Source organism: Ruegeria sp. SCP10 (genome assembly GCF_040329495.1).
Classification (GTDB): Bacteria; Pseudomonadota; Alphaproteobacteria; order Rhodobacterales; family Rhodobacteraceae; genus Ruegeria.
Window position 1 is genome coordinate 385,130 of sequence record NZ_JBDZYF010000002.1, and the last position, 17,991, is coordinate 403,120.

Annotated in this window: 20 protein-coding genes; 13 read left to right on the plus strand and 7 right to left on the minus strand. The window is 56.8% G+C overall.

Going from position 1 to position 17,991, the window contains the following annotated elements; translation table 11 throughout:
• Nucleotides 1–50: 50 nt before the first annotated feature.
• Together ABLN87_RS08270 and ABLN87_RS08275 are read left to right on the plus strand one after the other, a co-directional pair.
• Nucleotides 51–764 (plus strand): helix-turn-helix transcriptional regulator, encoded by a 714-nt coding sequence (locus tag ABLN87_RS08270; protein ID WP_353009264.1) that lies wholly within the window; start codon nucleotides 51–53, stop codon nucleotides 762–764.
• A gap of 90 nt (nucleotides 765–854) precedes the next feature.
• Nucleotides 855–2,147, plus strand: coding sequence for a lytic murein transglycosylase (locus ABLN87_RS08275; RefSeq protein ID WP_353008934.1), 1,293 nt, complete (start codon nucleotides 855–857; stop codon nucleotides 2,145–2,147).
• A 130-nt stretch (nucleotides 2,148–2,277) separates the two neighbouring features.
• Here the strand turns inward: ABLN87_RS08275 and ABLN87_RS08280 are convergent, their stop codons facing one another.
• The 4 genes from ABLN87_RS08280 to ABLN87_RS08295 all read right to left on the minus strand — a co-directional run bounded on the left by ABLN87_RS08280 (nucleotide 2,278) and on the right by ABLN87_RS08295 (nucleotide 5,810).
• A complete protein-coding gene (locus ABLN87_RS08280) occupies nucleotides 2,278–2,754 on the minus strand; it encodes a hypothetical protein (RefSeq protein ID WP_353008935.1) in 477 nt (158 codons plus the stop codon).
• A gap of 190 nt (nucleotides 2,755–2,944) precedes the next feature.
• Nucleotides 2,945–3,424, minus strand: a complete 480-nt coding sequence (locus tag ABLN87_RS08285; RefSeq protein WP_353008936.1) for a hypothetical protein — start codon at nucleotides 3,422–3,424, stop codon at nucleotides 2,945–2,947.
• 269 nt (nucleotides 3,425–3,693) lie between these two features.
• The gene (locus ABLN87_RS08290; protein WP_353008938.1) at nucleotides 3,694–5,091 is read right to left on the minus strand and encodes an aspartate aminotransferase family protein; all 1,398 of its coding nucleotides are present in this window, start codon (nucleotides 5,089–5,091) and stop codon (nucleotides 3,694–3,696) included.
• A gap of 71 nt (nucleotides 5,092–5,162) precedes the next feature.
• Nucleotides 5,163–5,810 (minus strand): GntR family transcriptional regulator, encoded by a 648-nt coding sequence (locus ABLN87_RS08295; RefSeq protein WP_353008940.1) that lies wholly within the window; start codon nucleotides 5,808–5,810, stop codon nucleotides 5,163–5,165.
• A 176-nt stretch (nucleotides 5,811–5,986) separates the two neighbouring features.
• Here ABLN87_RS08295 and ABLN87_RS08300 point away from each other — a divergent pair, with 176 nt between their 5' ends.
• From ABLN87_RS08300 to ABLN87_RS08320, 5 genes are all read left to right on the plus strand, one after another.
• A complete protein-coding gene (locus ABLN87_RS08300) occupies nucleotides 5,987–7,072 on the plus strand; it encodes a polyamine ABC transporter substrate-binding protein (protein WP_353008941.1) in 1,086 nt (361 codons plus the stop codon).
• A 66-nt stretch (nucleotides 7,073–7,138) separates the two neighbouring features.
• Nucleotides 7,139–8,266 (plus strand): ABC transporter ATP-binding protein, encoded by a 1,128-nt coding sequence (locus ABLN87_RS08305; RefSeq protein ID WP_353008942.1) that lies wholly within the window; start codon nucleotides 7,139–7,141, stop codon nucleotides 8,264–8,266.
• Nucleotides 8,266–9,156, plus strand: coding sequence for an ABC transporter permease subunit (locus ABLN87_RS08310; protein ID WP_353008944.1), 891 nt, complete (start codon nucleotides 8,266–8,268; stop codon nucleotides 9,154–9,156). The genes ABLN87_RS08305 and ABLN87_RS08310 overlap by 1 nt, the downstream gene beginning before the upstream one ends.
• Nucleotides 9,153–9,971 carry an ABC transporter permease gene (locus ABLN87_RS08315; protein ID WP_353008946.1) on the plus strand — a complete coding sequence of 273 codons (819 nt, stop codon included), beginning with the start codon at nucleotides 9,153–9,155 and terminating at the stop codon, nucleotides 9,969–9,971. Before ABLN87_RS08310 ends, ABLN87_RS08315 begins: the two co-directional genes overlap by 4 nt.
• A complete protein-coding gene (locus ABLN87_RS08320; protein WP_353008949.1) occupies nucleotides 9,968–11,269 on the plus strand; it encodes an NAD(P)/FAD-dependent oxidoreductase in 1,302 nt (433 codons plus the stop codon). The genes ABLN87_RS08315 and ABLN87_RS08320 overlap by 4 nt, the downstream gene beginning before the upstream one ends.
• A gap of 7 nt (nucleotides 11,270–11,276) precedes the next feature.
• Here the strand turns inward: ABLN87_RS08320 and ABLN87_RS08325 are convergent, their stop codons facing one another.
• The 3 genes from ABLN87_RS08325 to ABLN87_RS08335 are packed head-to-tail and all read right to left on the minus strand — an operon-like array spanning nucleotide 11,277 to nucleotide 14,099.
• Entirely contained in the window at nucleotides 11,277–12,143 is an 867-nt protein-coding gene (locus ABLN87_RS08325; protein ID WP_353008951.1) for an aminoglycoside phosphotransferase family protein, read from the minus strand.
• Between the two features lie 58 nt (nucleotides 12,144–12,201).
• Nucleotides 12,202–12,864: a flagellar hook capping FlgD N-terminal domain-containing protein gene (locus ABLN87_RS08330; RefSeq protein WP_353008954.1), complete on the minus strand. Its 663-nt coding sequence runs from the start codon at nucleotides 12,862–12,864 to the stop codon at nucleotides 12,202–12,204.
• A 2-nt stretch (nucleotides 12,865–12,866) separates the two neighbouring features.
• Nucleotides 12,867–14,099 (minus strand): flagellar hook-length control protein FliK, encoded by a 1,233-nt coding sequence (locus tag ABLN87_RS08335; RefSeq protein ID WP_353008956.1) that lies wholly within the window; start codon nucleotides 14,097–14,099, stop codon nucleotides 12,867–12,869.
• A 113-nt stretch (nucleotides 14,100–14,212) separates the two neighbouring features.
• Between ABLN87_RS08335 and ABLN87_RS08340 the strand changes: the two genes are divergently transcribed.
• From ABLN87_RS08340 to ABLN87_RS08365, 6 genes are all read left to right on the plus strand, one after another.
• A complete protein-coding gene (locus ABLN87_RS08340; protein ID WP_170533505.1) occupies nucleotides 14,213–14,482 on the plus strand; it encodes a rod-binding protein in 270 nt (89 codons plus the stop codon).
• On the plus strand, nucleotides 14,472–14,831 hold the full coding sequence (locus tag ABLN87_RS08345) for a flagellar biosynthesis protein FlgN (protein ID WP_353008959.1): 360 nt from the start codon (nucleotides 14,472–14,474) through the stop codon (nucleotides 14,829–14,831). The genes ABLN87_RS08340 and ABLN87_RS08345 overlap by 11 nt, the downstream gene beginning before the upstream one ends.
• Before the next feature lie 209 nt (nucleotides 14,832–15,040).
• Nucleotides 15,041–16,291 (plus strand): flagellin, encoded by a 1,251-nt coding sequence (locus ABLN87_RS08350; RefSeq protein WP_353008961.1) that lies wholly within the window; start codon nucleotides 15,041–15,043, stop codon nucleotides 16,289–16,291.
• Nucleotides 16,292–16,368: 77 nt separating this feature from the next.
• Nucleotides 16,369–16,743 carry a flagellar biosynthesis regulator FlaF gene (gene flaF / locus ABLN87_RS08355; RefSeq protein WP_170533496.1) on the plus strand — a complete coding sequence of 125 codons (375 nt, stop codon included), beginning with the start codon at nucleotides 16,369–16,371 and terminating at the stop codon, nucleotides 16,741–16,743.
• Nucleotides 16,743–17,144, plus strand: coding sequence for a flagellar biosynthesis repressor FlbT (gene flbT / locus ABLN87_RS08360; RefSeq protein ID WP_353008964.1), 402 nt, complete (start codon nucleotides 16,743–16,745; stop codon nucleotides 17,142–17,144). The genes flaF and flbT overlap by 1 nt, the downstream gene beginning before the upstream one ends.
• Nucleotides 17,141–17,935, plus strand: coding sequence for a DUF1217 domain-containing protein (locus ABLN87_RS08365; RefSeq protein ID WP_353008965.1), 795 nt, complete (start codon nucleotides 17,141–17,143; stop codon nucleotides 17,933–17,935). Before flbT ends, ABLN87_RS08365 begins: the two co-directional genes overlap by 4 nt.
• The last annotated feature ends 56 nt before the right edge of the window (nucleotides 17,936–17,991 follow it).

Sequence of the window (17,991 nt, forward strand, 5' to 3'; positions counted from 1 at the left end):
AGGCACGGCTGATGACAGTTTCTGACATTAGAGGTAAGCTAATATCCGATATGTCCCGCACCGCCCGCCTGTTCCAATTGATGCAAGCCTTACGCTCTGGCTCGTCGCCGAAAACTTCGGTTCAATTGGCGGAGGATCTTGGCGTGTCTCCTCGTACGATCCACCGCGATATCGATGCGCTGCGCGGCCTTGGCGCGGTTATCGATGGTGAGGCTGGATTCGGGTTCACCCTAATCGAAGACGCAACGCTGCCGCCGCTGGGTTTTACCGATGATGAGCTTGAGGCGCTGGTTCTGGGACTGCGCGAAGTGCAGGTGATCGGCGATCCGGCACTGGCTGACGCGGCCAGCGCCGCGTTACGCAAACTTCAAGGACGCCTGCCGCCACGACAATCCCACCGGCTGAGCCATGCAGTTCTTGCTGCAACGCGGTTCAACCGCCCCCCTGCGCCGACCATCGAAGTTGCCGATCTGCGGCAGGCCACATGGGATGAACGCACAGTCGAATTCGCATATACCGATGCCAAGGGGGATGAGACCCGCAGACGGGTGGATCCCTTGAGCATTGTGTACATGGACCGCTCGAATGTCTTGCTCAGCTGGTGCCATCTCAGGCAGGATTTTCGCGTCTTTCGCTTGGATCGCATGCGGGAAATGTCGGTGACAGATCAAAGCTTTCGCCCAAATCGCATACCAATGCTGCGCGATGTTATTGCCCAGATTCGTGCAAAGCGTGCCGCACATGAGCGGGACGAAAACAGCTAAGACCTTTGAGAATTGCTGATTTTGCGCTATCCTTGGAGTTGAGCAGTACTCAGGAAAAAAATCGGAATGCATAAATGCATAGGTGGCGTCATGACCGCCGCATTATGGGCATCCATCGTGCAGGCGTCAGCGGCAGAACACGCCCCCAGGCCCGAGATTCGGCCTGTGGGTGGCGAAATTCAATTGGCTTCGGCGGATGTTACAACATCCCTGCGACCGGTGCCCCGGCCCACGGTTGAGGTCGTGCGAGCGTCCTCGGCAGGAAACGCCCGGTTTCAGGCCTGGCTTGGGGCGTTTGAAGACCGGGCGCGGGATCAGGGTATCTCGCAATCTACGCTGGGCCACGCCTTGGCGGACCTGTCCTATGATCTGGACGTTATCAAGCGGGATCGCAATCAGGCTGAATTCTCAAAGCCGATTTGGGAGTATCTGGATGGCGCCGTCTCGGACACGCGCATCGCAAATGGGCGCGCGGCGCTGGATCGGCACCAAAAGGTCCTAAGGCGGATCGAGGCGCAATACGGCGTCGAGAAAGAGGTCGTAACCGCGATCTGGGGGTTAGAGACATCGTTTGGCACCTATCGTGGCAGTAACCCGACGATCCGGTCGCTGGCGACATTGGCGTTCGATGCGCGCCGTGCGTCCTTCTTTGAGACCCAGCTGATCGCGGCTTTACAGATCATTCAGGCGGGCGATGTCAGCGCGGGCCGGATGATCGGCAGTTGGGCCGGGGCGATGGGGCATACGCAGTTCATGCCGACCTCTTACCTAGATCATGCGGTCGATTTCGACGGCGATGGGCGGCGCGATATCTGGTCGGATGATCCGACCGACGCGCTGGCCTCGGCGGCGGCCTATCTGGCTCGGCACGGCTGGACCAAGGGGCAGCCATGGGGTGTCGAAGTGCGCTTGCCCGAGGGGTTCGACTATGCCACGGCCAAACGGGATTTCACCTTGATGCCGTCGGAGTGGGCGAAACTAGGTGTGGTTGGACGCGATGGGGAACCTGTTGCTGATCACGGGCAGGCCGCGATCCTTCTGCCCGCTGGCGGGCAGGGCGTCGCGCTGATGATCTTCGATAATTTCGGTGTGATTGAGAGCTATAACGGCGCAGATGCCTATGTCATCGGCATTGGTCACCTGTCCGACCGCCTGGCAGGCCGCGCACCGTTTCAGACCCCTTGGCCACGCGGCGACCGGGTGCTGAGCTTTACCGAGAAGAAAGAGCTACAAACCCGACTGACCAAAGCTGGATTTGATACGCAAGGCGTCGACGGGCGTACCGGACCGAACACGATCGACGCTGTACGGGCTTATCAATTGGCGCAGGGATTGGTGCCGGACGGGTACCCAACGTTGAAGCTGTTGGAGCGGTTGCGGTGATTGGGTGGTAGATTGCTGAGAGCATTTGGGTCCGTTAGGCGGACAAAGCCGTTGTTTTGCCCAAAGAAAACTAGGCCGTTTTAGCTTAACTTGTACTCACAGCTCCCATCCGTCAGGACAAACGGTTCTATCAGCACCAGGGCGTACAGAAGATTTCCTGCAAGATGTTATCATCTATCACCATGACCGGATTATTCAGCTCGGAAAATTCGGATCCCTCCAGAATGTTCACTTCATAGCTGACCCAGTCACCATCGGCTTTGGGTTGTTTGATTTCGGCGATCAGAACAACCTGCTTTCCTTCACTCTCTCCGGTTATCGCGGCATTGGGGGGGTCTGCCTCAAAGCTGTCCTGCCCACTGCTCCATACCTTCAGAAAATCAGCGCGACTGATCTGTCCCGCAGCACGGTAAGGCCGATCCGCAAAAACGGGTACATCGGGACTAACTCCGTGCAAGGTCATGGTACCGTCGGATAGCGTGGCGCGATCAGCGGTTTCAATGAACAGATAACTCTCAGGCTTTGATGTGTCGTCAGACGATTGCGCCATCGCGATCGATGTCATGGCACCCAAAACAGCCACTGCTCCAAAGAGTTTCGCTGACATTTTCACTTCATTCTCCCGGCGTTTTGAAATTTTTTATATTCGATAAAGGTGCCTACACCTTAAAAACGTGTGTGTTTTTGACGGATGGTGGCATGACTTGCTCGGGTCCTTGAAACCACTATCGGCCTCATTTCTTGATTGCCGCCGTCACTTGCGCGTCCGACCACTGCACTGCCTAAGGCAGATCTAATTAGTTGCCGCAGTCCTGCCCCCAGGAAGCCCAACACTGAAGGGTATAGTATACCGAATCGACTACCAAAGAGACGTTCTCGAGGTGCGTGACATCAGTTCCATTCAGCGTCTCATAGTCAAACTGTAGATTTCCATCCTCCAGTTTGGGATTGCTAATGGTGACGATTAACCCAACCTGTGAGCCTTCGTTCTTTCCTGTCAAAGCCGCGTTGGGCGGATCAGATTCAAAACTGTTCGCGCCGGCACCCCAGTTTTTGACAATCGACTCTACCGGCATTTTCATCGCGTCGCGATATGGGCGATCCGTGAAGAGTACAATCTGATCATCAATTCCCTTGAGCACCAGCTTGCCATTTTCGAGTGAAGCGGTATCCGCAACTTCCATAAAGAGCCAACTTTTCGGTTCTTCCGCAGCTGCTACCGACGCACAAGCAACAAGGCTTGCGAGAAGTCCCTTTTTGAGTAAGTCAAACTTCACAATAATCTCCTTCAACGAGGTCTCGGTCATCGTAGAAACAACTTTGGGTTGGAAGAACTATGGTGCCGAATGTTCAATGTCTGCAAGTTAAGATGGGTTTATCTGCAGACACCTGAGCATTTTTTCGGGATCTGCGCCAATTGTCGGGCGTTTCAGCCAAGTTGCGAAAAAGAATGCTAAGGGCTTAATGACGACAATGCCATCGGACTAGGTCCCAAAGAAAAAGGCGGCCGGAATGGCCGCCTTTTCCGAACATAGTATCATCCGACTCAAGACGCCGACTTCATCAACCCTTGCGCGAGAATCTCTGCCTGCGCCTCATCCAGCGATTTGTGGATGCGTAGGAACATCTCGTCGATATCCGCCGGAGTCAGTACAAGTGGTGGAGAGATGATCATCCGGTCGCCCACATGGCGCATGATCAGGTTGTTAGCAAAGCAACGGTCGCGGCAGATATACCCCACGGTGCCGGGGGCCGAGGCGAATTTGGCGCGGCTTGCCTTGTCGGGCGTAAGTGCGATCGAGGCCATCATGCCGACGATCTTGGCCTCGCCCACGAGCGGATGATCGGCCAGAGCCTCCCATTTTTCCTTCAGATAAGGCGCGGCGACGTCGCGGACGTGCTCAACGATCTTTTCTTCTTCGAGGATGCGTAGGTTCTCCAGCGCCACCGCTGCCGCCACCGGATGACCGGAATATGTGTAGCCGTGATTGAACTCGGTTCCGCCAATCACCTCGGCGATCTCGTCATTGACGATTGACCCGCCGATGGGCGCATAACCCGAGCTGAGGCCCTTGGCGATGGTCATGATATGGGGCTTGATCCCAACGGTTTGCGACCCGAACCAGTTGCCGGTACGACCAAAGCCACAGATCACTTCATCGGCGATCAACAGGATATCGTATTTGTCACAAATACGCTGAACCTCGGGCCAGTAGGTATCCGGCGCGACAATGACCCCGCCAGCGCCTTGCACGGGTTCAGCAATAAAGGCGGCGATGCGGTTTTCACCCAGCTCTAGAATGGCCTCTTCCAACTCACGCGCACGGGCCAGGCCAAAGTCTTCGGGCGTCATGTCGCCACCTTCGGCCCACCAATTCGGCTGGTTGATATGGTGGATATTCGGGATCGGAATACCGCCCTGCGCGTGCATTCCGGCCATACCGCCCAGCGAGGCAGACCCCACGGAGGATCCGTGATAGGCGTTATGGCGGCTGATGATGATGTTCTTGTCGGGCTGGCCTTTTTCGGCCCAATAGGTGCGCACCAGACGGATGTTGGTGTCGTTTGCCTCTGAACCACCGGCCGCAAAGAAGACGTGGTTCAAATCACCCGGTGCCAGCTCGGCAATCTTGGCCGCCAAGGCAATGGCGGGCACGTGGGTCGTTTTGAAAAACGTGTTATAATAGGGAAGCTCGCGCATCTGACGCGCGGCGACGTCGGCCAGTTCGTCGCGCCCGTAGCCGATGTTCACGCACCACAGACCGGCCATCGCGTCGAGGATCTCTTCTCCCTCACTATCAGTCAGGTAGACGCCTTTGGCGCGAGTGATGACGCGCGCGCCTTCCTGCCCCAAAGCGCCATTGGCCGAGAACGGGTGAAGGTGATGGGCCGCATCCAGGGCCTGCAACTCAGCGGTGGGCATGTGGTTGGTAATGGTGGGCATCCTGAAACCTCCTCAAGCAGTTGCACGCCACAATATGATCAAATTTTTTGCTGTCAATCGAATCACGTGATTCAGGCTGAAGCCAGAGCGCCGATCATTAGCTCCATCCCTTGCTCAACATCCTGTGCAGTGGCCAGAGCGGCTTTGTTGGCATCTCCTTCGCGAAGCGCTGCGATGATGTCTTTGTGCCGGTCAGGCATGCTTTGCGTTCCGAATCGCCCGCTGACAACCCGCAGCGATGGACCGAATCTGAGCCATAGCCGCTCGGCCAGGTCACGCAGAATCGGGGCGTGGGCGTGAGCATAAAGCGCTTTGTGAAAAGCATGGTTCAAGCGAAGATAGCCGTTGATGTCGCCATCTGCGATCATACTGTCGAGACACTGGTCAATTCGCTCCAGCTCATCAATATCAGCAGGGCTTAGATTGGGAGTCGCACGTCTTGAAAGTTCTGATTCTATTGAACTTCTTGCGAACTTCATCTGGTCAATATCCGAATCAGAAATCAGTGGAACACTGACACGTCGATTCCCCTGAAACACCAATGCCCCATCAGATATCAGCCTGCGAATCGCTTCGCGCACTGGTGTCATTCCAACATCCAATGCATCGGCCAAACCCTGAATTGTGACCGGTTGCCCCGGAACCAAATCGCCAAACAGGATTTGCGATTTGAGTGTGTGGTAGACCTGTTCATGCACGGGGCTTTTGGTGTCGCTCATCTGTACTGTATTTGCCTTATTTTTGATCAAATCCAATGGGCTGGTTCCAGTTTCGCTACCTGCGGCTTGCGGGGTCAGACCCTTCGTGGAACCATAGTCGGTACCATCGAAAAACGCAAAACTTGATCAAATCTGAAAAACCGGGAAAATACCCGGACATTTGCAGGGAGAAAAAAATGACAATCAAAACGCTGACGCTGACAGCGGTCATCGCATTGGGGACTTCGGCAGCCTTTGCCGAAGAGGTGCGTGTTTACAACTGGTCCGACTATATTGACGAGGACCTGCTGGCGAAGTTCGAGGCAGAGACAGGGCTGACCCTGATCTATGACGTGTTCGACAGTAACGAGGTTCTGGAAACCAAGATGCTGGCCGGTGGTTCAGGCTATGATGTTGTGGTGCCGTCGGGCACGTTCTTGCAGCGTCAGATTCAGGCTGGAGCATTTCAGGAACTGGATGCTGCCAAACTGGCCAATTCCGGCAATCTGTGGGATGTGATTCAGAACCGCACTGCCGGATACGATCCGAACAACGCCTATTCCATCAACTACATGTGGGGGACGACTGGTATTGGGGTGAATGTCGGAAAGGTCAGGGAGGCACTGGGCGACGATGTAGCTCTGAACAGCATGGACCTTGTCCTGAAACCCGAGAACATGGAAAAACTGGCCTCGTGCGGTGTTCATTTCCTGGACGCACCAGCGGAAATGATACCGATGACGCTGCAGTATCTGGGTGAGGATCCTGACAGTCATGATCCGGATGTCATCGCCAAGACAGAAGAAGTGCTGACGGCGGTGCGCCCGTACATTCAGAAGTTCCACAGCTCGGAATACATCAATGCGCTGGCCAATGGCGATATCTGTGTGGCCGTCGGCTGGTCGGGTGACATCCTTCAGGCGCGGGATCGTGCGGCAGAGGCCGACAATGGTGTCGAGATTGAATACCACCCCTTCGCCGAAGGGTCGCTGATGTGGTTCGACCAGATGGCCATTCCTGCGGATGCGCCCAATCCTGAGGGTGCGCACAAGTTCCTGGACTTCATCCTGGACGCCAATAACATGGCTGCCGCGTCGAACTATGTGTACTACGCCAACGGCAACAAGGCTTCGCAGGAGTTTCTGGAGGAAGACGTGATCGGTGATCCGGCGATCTATCCGGATGATGCGACGATGCAGAACCTCTATATCACGACGCCCTATCCTTCGAAAACACAGCGGGTCGTGACCCGTCTTTGGACGAAGATCAAGTCAGGCACCTGATATTGCGGCGCGGGGTGAAACAACGCCCCGCGTTTTTCTTTACCGTACAGAAATGCGGGGGCCGGTTTGAACGCTGATGTCTTTGCGCCGTGGGATGATCCACAGGCGAAACCACTGATCCAGTTCCAGAATGTCACCAAACGGTTCGGGGGCTTCACCGCCATCGACAACCTGTCGCTGGACATTTTCGAACGCGAATTCTTTGCTCTGCTCGGCCCCTCGGGCTGTGGCAAGACCACGATGATGCGGATGCTGGCCGGATTTGAGACCCCGACTGAGGGGCATATCATGCTGGGCGGGCAGGACATTGACCCGATCCCACCGAACAAGCGGGCGGTGAACATGATGTTCCAGTCTTACGCACTGTTCCCTCACCTCAGCATTTGGGAAAACATCGCCTTTGGTCTGCGACGGGACAACATGCCCAAGCACGATCTTGAGGACCGGGTCGAAGAAATGTTGCGCCTGACACGGCTGGAACAATTCGCCCGCCGCAAGCCGCACCAGATTTCGGGTGGGCAAAGGCAGCGGGTCGCATTGGCACGGTCGCTGGCGAAGGCTCCGAAGCTGTTGCTGCTGGACGAGCCCCTTGGCGCGCTGGACAAGAAACTGCGACAGGACACGCAGTTCGAACTGATGGATATTCAGGAGAAGACCGGCACCACCTTTGTGATCGTCACCCACGATCAGGAAGAGGCGATGACCGTTGCCAGCCGTGTCGCTGTGATGGATCAGGGCAAACTGATGCAAGTTGCCACGCCGGATCGTATCTATGAAAATCCAAACTCGGTCTACGTGGCCGACTTCATCGGAGATGTGAACATCATCGAAGGTCGTGCAACATCGACAGGTGATGAGACCTATCAGATCGAATGGGCCGAAGGGCAGGCACCCCTGACCGCGACATCGGGCACTGAACTTTCGAATGGTCAATCCTGCCATCTGGCCATCCGGCCTGAAAAAGTGACAATCTCGACCGATCGCCCGGATGAGGCGATCAACGCTGTGCAGGGCAAGGTGCTGGACATTGCCTATCTGGGTAACCTCTCGACCTATCACGTGGAACTGTCAAACGGTACGATCATCAAGGCGCAATCTGCCAACACGCGCCGCATCTCGCGTCGATCTTTTACTTGGGAAGACCCGGTCTGGCTGTCTTGGACAGCAACGGCTGCGGTTTTGCTGGCGAACTGATGCGCCGTGCCTTGCTGATTGCTGTACCCTATGTCTGGCTGCTGGCGCTGTTCATGGTGCCGTTCTTCATCGTGTTGAAGATTTCGCTGTCCGACACCGAACTTGCGATCCCGCCCTATACGCCGACGTTGGATCTGTCACAGGGCTGGGCTGGCATCCGAGATTTCTTCAGCCAGCTGGATTTTGAGAATTTCGTCTGGCTGACCGAGGATGACTTGTATTGGAAAGCGTACCTGTCCAGCGTCAAAATCGCGCTGATTTCGACGGTTCTGACGTTGCTGGTGGGCTATCCCATCGCCTATGGCATGGCCCGCGCGCCCGAAGAATGGCGGCCAACACTGATGATGCTGGTGATCCTGCCGTTCTGGACCTCGTTCCTGATCCGCGTCTATGCATGGATGGGCATCCTGTCGAATGAGGGCTATCTGAACCAGCTTCTACTCTGGACGGGTATTATTTCAACGCCGCTGACCATTCTGAACACCAATACGGCGGTCTATATTGGCATCGTCTACACCTATCTGCCTTTCATGATCCTGCCGATTTACTCGGCGCTGGAGCGAATGGACGAATCCTTGATTGAGGCTGCCGAAGATCTTGGATGTTCCCGCCTACAAGCCTTCTGGCTGGTCACGATCCCCCTATCGCGCCCCGGTATCATCGCCGGTTGTTTCCTTGTGATGATTCCGGTGATTGGCGAATTCGTGATCCCGTCACTCCTTGGTGGATCGGGTACGCTGATGATCGGAAAGGTGCTGTGGGAGGAGTTCTTCTCGAACCGTGACTGGCCTGTTGCCAGCGCTGTCGCCGTTGTCCTGCTGTTGATCCTTGTGATCCCGATTGTGCTGTTCCAGCGCAACCAGCAAAAACAGACGGAGGCCGAGCAATGAGAAGGCTAAGCTGGTTCAATGCCGTCTCGCTGACGCTGGGCCTTGCGTTCCTGTACATTCCGATGATCATCCTGATCATCTTCAGTTTCAACGAAAGCAAACTGGTCACGGTCTGGGCGGGTTTCTCGACCAAATGGTACGGCGAACTGGTCCAAAACGAGGCGTTTCTGGACGCTGCTTGGGTTACCGTCCGGGTTGCGGTGTTTTCGTCGACATTGGCGACGATACTTGGCACCGCTGCGGCCTATGTGCTGGTGCGTGGGGGCCGTTTCTTTGGGCGAACCCTGTTTTCGGGCATGATCTATGCACCGCTGGTGATGCCCGAGGTGATTACCGGCCTCTCGCTGCTGTTGCTGTTCATCGGGATCGGTTTGGACCGGGGTATTCTGACCATCATCCTAGCGCACACGACATTCTCAATGTGCTTTGTATCCGTTGTTGTCTCGTCGCGCCTTGTGACATTTGATCAATCTTTGGAAGAGGCCGCGCTGGATTTGGGCTGTTCCCCCGCGCAGGCGTTTCGCCTTGTGACCTTGCCGATCATCGCGCCCGCCGTGATCTCGGGCTGGTTGCTAGCCTTTACCCTGTCATTGGATGACTTGGTGATTGCTTCATTCACGTCGGGTCCATCGGCGACGACCTTGCCGATCAAGATTTTCTCAGCGGTCCGGCTTGGGGTCAGCCCCGAAATTAACGCGCTTTCAACTATCATGATTGCGGTGGTCACGGTGGGGGTCATCACCGCGTCGCTGGTCACCAAACGTGCGATGATGCGGCAGCGGCAGGATGAAATGGCCGCTGCCCGCGCCGAATGAAACGCATCTATCCCGCCTACACCTACGGCCCCGGCCCACGGGATGGGTGTTGGTGGGATGAGACCTGCCCCAGCCCTGAGTGGCCGGAACTGAACGGTGATCAGAGAGTAGACGTCGCCATCATCGGCGGTGGTTTCACTGGAACATCTGCCGCGTTGCACCTTGCCAAAGCGGGGGCTTCGGTCGCCGTGCTTGAAGCGGAAACCCCAGGTTGGGGCGCATCGGGGCGCAATGGCGGTTTCTGTTGTCTGGGCGGATCGAAACTGGGCCATAGCGCCTTAGCGCGCCGCTTTGGGCAGGACGGTGCCGCCGCTTATGAACAAGCAGAACATGATGCCGTCGCGTTAGTGGTCGCCTTGCTTGAGGAGAATCAGATCGCGGCTGATACGCATTCAGTTGGTGAGACCCAGCTGGCGCATTCGTCGCGCGCGATGGCGAAACTGCGTCGTTCCGCAGACCAAAACGGCACCTTGCACGAGCAAGAGGATTTGCCGGGGTTGGGCCTGAATGGCCCGTTTTTTGGCGGGTACACGACCCCGGTCGGGTTTGGATTGAACCCTCGGAAATACCTATTTGGGCTTGCTCAATCCGCAGCCGAATTGGGGGCGGTGTTTTATCAGAACAGCCCTGTGCGAAAGGTCGAAAAAACCTCATCAGGTTCTGAGCTTGAGATGCCCGAGGGACGGGTGCGGGCCGATCAGGTGCTGATCTGCACAAACGGGTATTCCAGCGAGGATGTTCCCGATTGGATGTCAGGCCGATACATGCCTGCGCAATCGACGGTTCTGGTTACACGGCCCCTGACCGAGCCCGAGAAGGCAGCGCAGGGCTGGACCTCGGACCAGATGTGTTACGATACGCGGCATCTTCTGCACTACTTTCGTCTGATGCCGGATGGGCGGTTTCTGTTCGGAATGCGAGGGGGGCTGCGATCTTCCGAGGCGTCCGAGAAGGCGATCCGGGACTTGGTGCAGCGGGATTTCAGAGGGATGTTCCCGGCATGGTCCGAGGTTGAGATCACCCATATCTGGTCAGGCATGGTGTGCCTTTCACGTTCGCTGTTGCCTTATGCGGGGCCCGTTCCGGGGCATCCTGGTCTGTTCGCAGGATTTGCGTTTCATGGGAACGGCGTTGCGATGGGCAGTTATTGCGGTCGTGCGCTGGCACGATTGGCTTTGGGGCAGGCGACGGGTCTGCCAAAGCTGATGACGCAAACGCCCGCTCGGTTCCCGTTGGGGCGCATGCGGCGCGCGCTGTTGCCGCCCGCCTATGCGGCAATGGCGGTTGCTGATTGGTGATGTGCAGCTAACACAACGCCTCAACTTCAAGCTGAAACCCGCGCTCATAGTCCGGGGCACCATTTTCCATCCGCCACAGGCAATAGGCGGCCATGCGCCAGGCGAACCACGGTCGAAGCTGTTCGTATCGAGACAGGACGTCGGGCTCTCCGTAGGCGCTTAGAAAGCGGTTTTCCTGATCTCCCTCCAAAGGCCCACCCCGATAGAGCAGTTGCATCGCCGGGGACAGGAACATTGCCAGGTCTTCGCACGGGTCGCCCAATGCAGGGCATTGCCAGTCAATAAGCGTCAGCCCGGATGCAGCGACCAGAATATTGCCGGGCACCGGGTCGCCGTGGATCAGGCATAGTTTTGCTGTTGGTGCGACTGCGTGATTTGGTCTAAGGCTCAGCAGTTTGTCGCGGGTTTCGGGGGCACAAAGGTCCAGGATGTCTTGCCCATGTCCGGCAAGATCGGCACTTCCGTTACAGCCCGCTGGCGCTGCTACTCTGACCGATGATTGATGCAGTTGCCAGAGCAACCAAGCAACGGGCGCGGGATCATCGTCCCAAGGGGTGCCGGGCGCATGATCGTACAGAACCCAATGATCTGCATGATAACCACCGGCAGCGCATAGGCGTGGTACGAATCCCGTAGGTTCCAATGCGGTAAGGCATCGTGCCTCTAGCGCGGCGTCGTTGCGAAACAGCGGGTTTTGCAACGACGAACCATACAGTTTCAGAACGCGGTCGCCGTCTCCGCCCAGAACCTTCCAGACCTGATTGGTCCGCCCGCCGTAAAGCGTTTCGAAACGCGCATCGTTTTGCACCAGCTTTTGGTCGGAAAGCTGGTGCACAAGATCGGTCGGAGGGGCGGAAAAGTTTGGCAGGGTCAAAACCAGTTCTAGGGGCGAATCGCGATCCGCCTAGGTTTGGCCTGCGCTTCTGATCAGATCAAGCGCCTGATCGAACCCCGCTCACCTGATGTGTGGGAACAATCTGCCCGCCTTCGAGGGTCAGCAAGATCGAATCCGTGCCAATCTGCGCTTCAACAACCCGGCCGTATGAGGCGACAGGTGTTTCAGACAAGCGCTCTCCATCCTGATAGCTGCTGAGGGTTGCGGTGTAGTTCCCCGGCGGCAGCGGGTCGCCATCAGAATCGGTTCCGGCCCAGGTAAATTCGGTCTGATCAAGCGGGACATCCGAGGTGGAAACCACTTCTCCATCAGCGTCCCGCACGGTCAGCGTAGCTTGATCCGCAGCTTCATGTGGAGCCGCAAACAGCGTCACCGGCTGACTATCGAAGCTGAACCCGGATGTTGACCGGACATCCATGCCGACCCAATTCGCCAGTTCGCCCAGGTTCAGGCTGCCCATGCTGGAGGTGAGTGACGCCAGCAGATCGTTGGTCTGAACTTGCTGTTCCACCATCGAAAACTGCGCAAGTTGCGAGGCGTATTCGGCTGAATCCATCGGGTCCAGCGGATCCTGATTCTGGGCTTGCGTCGTCATCATCAACAGAAAGGTTTCGAAATCCGAGGCGATTGCACTGGTCTTTGACCCCGAGGTTGCTTGTGATTGAACCGATGTCTGAGCAGCCTGTGTTGGATTGATCATGTTCAAAGCCTCATATCTACGCCCCGCCCCGGGGCGGTATTCTTTGGAAACGGTGCAGCCTGCGCACCAAGGTCCTGGGGTGTCAGGTCGAAGCTGTTAGCCTGTTGGTGATCGAGAGGATTTTGCTGCGAATCCGAGGAATTCCCGAGATCAAATGACAGGTCGCCATAGCCCAGTTTCTGAAACTCTTCGGACAGCACCGCGATATGGCGGCGCATCAGGTCCAGTGTCTCGGGCCGTTCAGCCGCAATTGTCAGGTGAAACCCGTCCTCGCGACCATTCAGAATAATGGAAACGCGCCCCAACTCCTCGGGGTTCAGAGCAATCTCGATTGCGCCGGAGCCAGCCCGCGCCTGTATGGCTGCGGCCATCTGGCCCGCGATTGCCCGCGCAACCTCAGCCCGCGCCGCCTGTGCAGGCGCGCTGAGCGGTGCCGCCGAATCGCGGGCTGATTGCAACACAGGCTCCTCACCCAAGGCAGCAATAGGTTCGCCGGTATCGACTTTTACAGCCTGTTCTGCGTCTCGCTGCCGAGCAGAGGCGGTCAATTGCAATTGCGCGACGCTGATGCCGGCAGCCCCGTACGTGAGGGCTCGTTCCGACTTTTGCGGTTGAAACATTGTGGGATTTGCATCCGGTGCTGTGTCAGCAGGCACTGTATCGACCTGCACCGATCTGTCTTTTGCTTGCGCTGTAACTGCCTGCATCGCGAACACACTGGTGTCGGGACGATTGGCCACATCCTTTTGAGCCACGAGGGTTTCCCCTTGTGGCTTTGGGTGAACTTGCTGCGTTGGGTCTGCAGGCTCGATCCGTGAATTGGGCATCGCGCTATGTGTCGAATCTGGCGGAATATCCGCCCCGCCGCGTCCCTGCTGCGGCTGCCAGATAGCCTCATTCCCCGGCTGAGTTTGTGTCGGAGCGGTTGCGAGTTCCGTTTTCTCAACCTCAACTGGGCTTTGAGTTTCGAGACGCGGTGCCGGGTCAGATTCAGTTACATCCTGGTTCAAAGAATCACCTTTGATCGGGGGGATATCGGTTTCGGCCGCCACTGGAGCATCTTGATCCTCTGGCAGATCTTCGGACGAGATTTCCAGCTCAGGCGGCGCGTCCTGTTGATCAAGAACATCCTGAAACTGGGCCCCGGCCTTGTTATGGCGCGCTTTCTCTGCGTCCGCCTCGGGTTTGACGGTCGAGGTTGTGGCAGCTGTCATCAGTGTAAGCGGGTTGGGCATTTTGCTCCGGGCTCCGTCATGTCTGATCAGAAATCTGCCCGCAGGAAGTTACGTTTATTTTAACCGCTTTCACCTTTGATCGAGAAAGTTCGATGTAAATTTCGGAGAAAGCGATGAAGGTCACGGCACTGCCCCAACCGGTTCAAACCAATGCAGATAAGCTGCAGGCCGCAGCGGTCGAGCTTGAGGCGACATTTCTGGCTGAGATGCTGAAATCCGCAGGGCTGGGTGAGTCGCGCGATTCCTTCGGTGGCGGTGCAGGTGAGGATCAGTTTTCATCTTTCCTTGTCCAGCATCAGGCCCAGCAATTGGCCCAGTCGGGCGGCGTGGGTCTGTCCGAAATTCTGTTCAATTCAATGATGGAGAAATTCAATGACGGCTGAACCAAGCATGACGCTCATTAAATCTTTGGAAGAGATTCTGGATCTTGAACGCACTGCGCTGGTGGACGGCGATCTGGACCGCCTGACGCATATGGTGCCGGAAAAAGAGAAACTGATCGGCGCGATCAATGATCTGCAGGTGCGCGACAGTGCCGATCTGATTCGGGTTCAGCAGAAGGTCGAACGTAACCAGGCTTTGTTAAACAGCGCAGCAGATGGCATCCGCGCCGTTGCCGCCCGCATGGCCGAACTGCGCCGCGTACGGCAGGAGTTCAGCACCTATGGGGCCGACGGGCAACGCAGCGGCTTTGCAGTTCGCAGCCACGCAAAGCTCGAAAAACGGGCTTAGTGCCGCGTTGATTCAAATCTGAAGTTTCGGGATCGGACATCTTAGCACTCCGTTAGGGGATCAGCGCCAAAAGTATCCCTGCACCTGAAATCAGCAGGTGGCGCGAATGGCCACAGGGCGCATCGCACAGGTCAGAAAGACAGCCAAGCCTGCAGTTCTCTGCGGGGTGAACATGGGCGCAAATCGCCCGAAGTGAAAGGATGACAGCAATGTCCAGCATTCTGACAAACAATGGCGCTATGGTTGCGCTGCAGACCCTGAAGTCGGTCAACAAAAACCTGGCGATGACGCAGAACGCTATTTCAACAGGTAAGGACGTCGCAACTGCCAAGGATAACTCGGCGGTCTGGGCGATTTCGAAAGTGATGGAATCGGACGTCAAAGGCTTCAATGCGATTAAAGACAGCCTTGCATTGGGTGAGTCGACTGTGGCGGTTGCGCGGAACGCATCTGAAACTGTGACCGACCTTCTGACCCAGATGAAAGGCAAGATCGTCGCTGCACAGGAAGGCAACGTTGATCGGGCCAAGATCAATGATGACGTGACAGCGTTGCGGGATCAGATTGCATCGGTTGTTGGCGCCGCGCAGTTCAATGGTTTGAACCTTGTGGATGGTTCTGCGGGTACCGTTTCGATCCTGTCTTCGCTGGATCGTGATGGTACGGGTGCAGTCAACTCGGCGTCTATCTCGGTCGCCAGCCAGGATCTGTCCATCGGTGGGTATACCGCCAAAGGCGTGCTTGCAGGTTCGGATGGTGCGACCACCGATAATGACGTGGCTGGGTTCACCATGGACCGTACAGCCGGCACCGGCGATATCTTGATCGACAGTTCCACTGACAACTTCGAAGTTGGCGACCGGGTCTCGATTCGGGTTGGCGAACAAGAGGTGTCTTACACCATCCAGGACAGCGACCTCGATCCTTCTGGCACGTATGACGAGAACTATACCGACGCATTGGTGGCGGTTGGCCTGAAGAACGAGATTGATGCGCTTGGCATCACTGGACTGGCGGTTGACTATGACTCGTCGGGTGCTCCGAATACGCTGTCCTTCGCAACAGGTACGGCGGCTGCCGGGGCTGACGCGGATCAGGATATCTCGGTATCTGCTCAGTTCTCAAATGCTGGTTCGGGTGGTTTGGGTGCGCTTAGCTCGATTGACGTATCCACTGATGCGGGTGCCGCTGCTGCACTTGGCACGATTGAATCGCTGATCGACACGTCGATTGACGCAGCTGCTGCTTTTGGTTCGGCCCAGGGCCGGATCGAGACCCAGCAGGACTTTGTGTCGAAGCTGACCGACTCATTCAAATCCGGCATCGGCGCGATGGTTGATGCGGATATGGAGGAAACCTCGGCCCGTCTGCAGGCGTTGCAGGTCCAGCAGCAGTTGGCGACCCAGTCGCTGTCGATTGCCAACCAGGCACCGCAGTCGATCCTGTCGCTGTTCCGCTAATCCCGGAACTTGGCCGGGGCGCGGTTTTCGCGCCCCGGTTCTGACCGCCTGAAGACGGCCAATTGGAAGGATTTCAAGTGACCCCGCAAATGCTTGCTCACAACGCTTATGCGCAAACTGCCGCTCCTGTTCGTACACCACGAGACACTGAATTCGAGGCGATCTCGAAAATCACGCGCCGCCTGAAAGCGGCCGCGGCTAGCAAGACAACCGATTTCGCCGCGTTTGTGCAGGCCGTACATGAAAACCGTCGCTTGTGGACGGTTCTGGCGACGGGCGTTTCAGATTCCGACAACGCCTTGCCCAATGAATTACGCGCGCGAATTTTCTATCTGGCAGAGTTCACGGAACACCATAGCAGTCAGGTCCTTGGCAACAACGCCACCGTAGAACCATTGTTGGAGATCAATACGGCGGTCTTGCGCGGCCTGCGTCAGGGTGGGGCGGCATAATGGGGGGGCTGGTTTTGAAACTCGCCCCGAAAGAGAGGGTTCTGATAAACGGGGTTGTGATCGAAAACGGGGACCGTCGCAGCCGGTTCTCGATCATGACGCCTCAGGCCAATGTTCTGCGGCTGCGGGACGCGATACACCCCGATGAGGTTAACACCCCTGTCCGGCGCGTGTGTTATGCCGCACAACTTGTTCTGTCAGGTGATATGGACCCTGTTGAAGCGCGGCAGCAATTGCTGCGCCGGGTCGAGGAGTTGAGCCAGGTATTCACAGACTCTGACAGCCGCCGTGTGCTGGGCGAGGCCACGGATGCATTGGTAGGCGAGCAGTACTACAAATGCCTCAAATCCCTTCGTTCACTCTTGCCGCGAGAAGAGCGTTTGATGGCTTATCAGCAATGACATTCCAACCCGTCATACCCACGGGTGGATTGGTCGGATGGCGCTTCCTCCAGCGAACGTACGACTCGCAGTTTCAGGCTTTTTCGAGCTCGACCATCAACGAGCGCGACAATCGCTACTTCCTGGAAAACATCGGCAAGATTGAAACGGCAGAGCAGCTGGTTTCGGATCGGCGTCTGTTGCAGGTCGCGCTGGGGGCCTTTGGTCTGGAAGGCGATCTGGACAATCGGTTTTTCGTCCGAAAGATTCTGGAAGACGGGACCAGTGCGGATGATGCCTTGTCCAATCGTTTGGCCGACAAAAGGTACCGGGAGTTTTCGGACGCGTTTGGGTTCGGGCCCGGTCAGATTCGGCGAACCGGCTTTGCGTTTTTGATGGAACAGGTTGCTCAGGACAACATGACGGCCCGGTTCGAGATTTCGGTTGGTGAATCGGATGAGACGATGCGGATCGCCCTGTATGCTCAACATGCGCTGACCGAACTGGCGCAGGAGAACGTCAGCGTTGACACCAAATGGTTCGATCTGATGGGTCGGCCTCCGCTGCGCAGCATGATGGAAACGGCGCTGGGGTTGCCCTCGTCGTTTGGGCAGCTGGATATCGACAAGCAGTTGGTCGAATTCAAGGACAGGCTGCTTCGGTTGACCGGGTCTGATGATCTGGCGCAATTCACCGACGAAGACGCGGCAACGAGATTGACCGACACCTATCTAGCGCGCAGTCAGATCGCACAGTTGCAGAGCACTATCTCGCCAGCACAGACTGCGCTTATCTTGCTGGGGGCAGTGTAGGCAGAGGTTGGTACTCGACCACTAGAACTTTCACGTGTGCCACTCCGAGGGTTGGC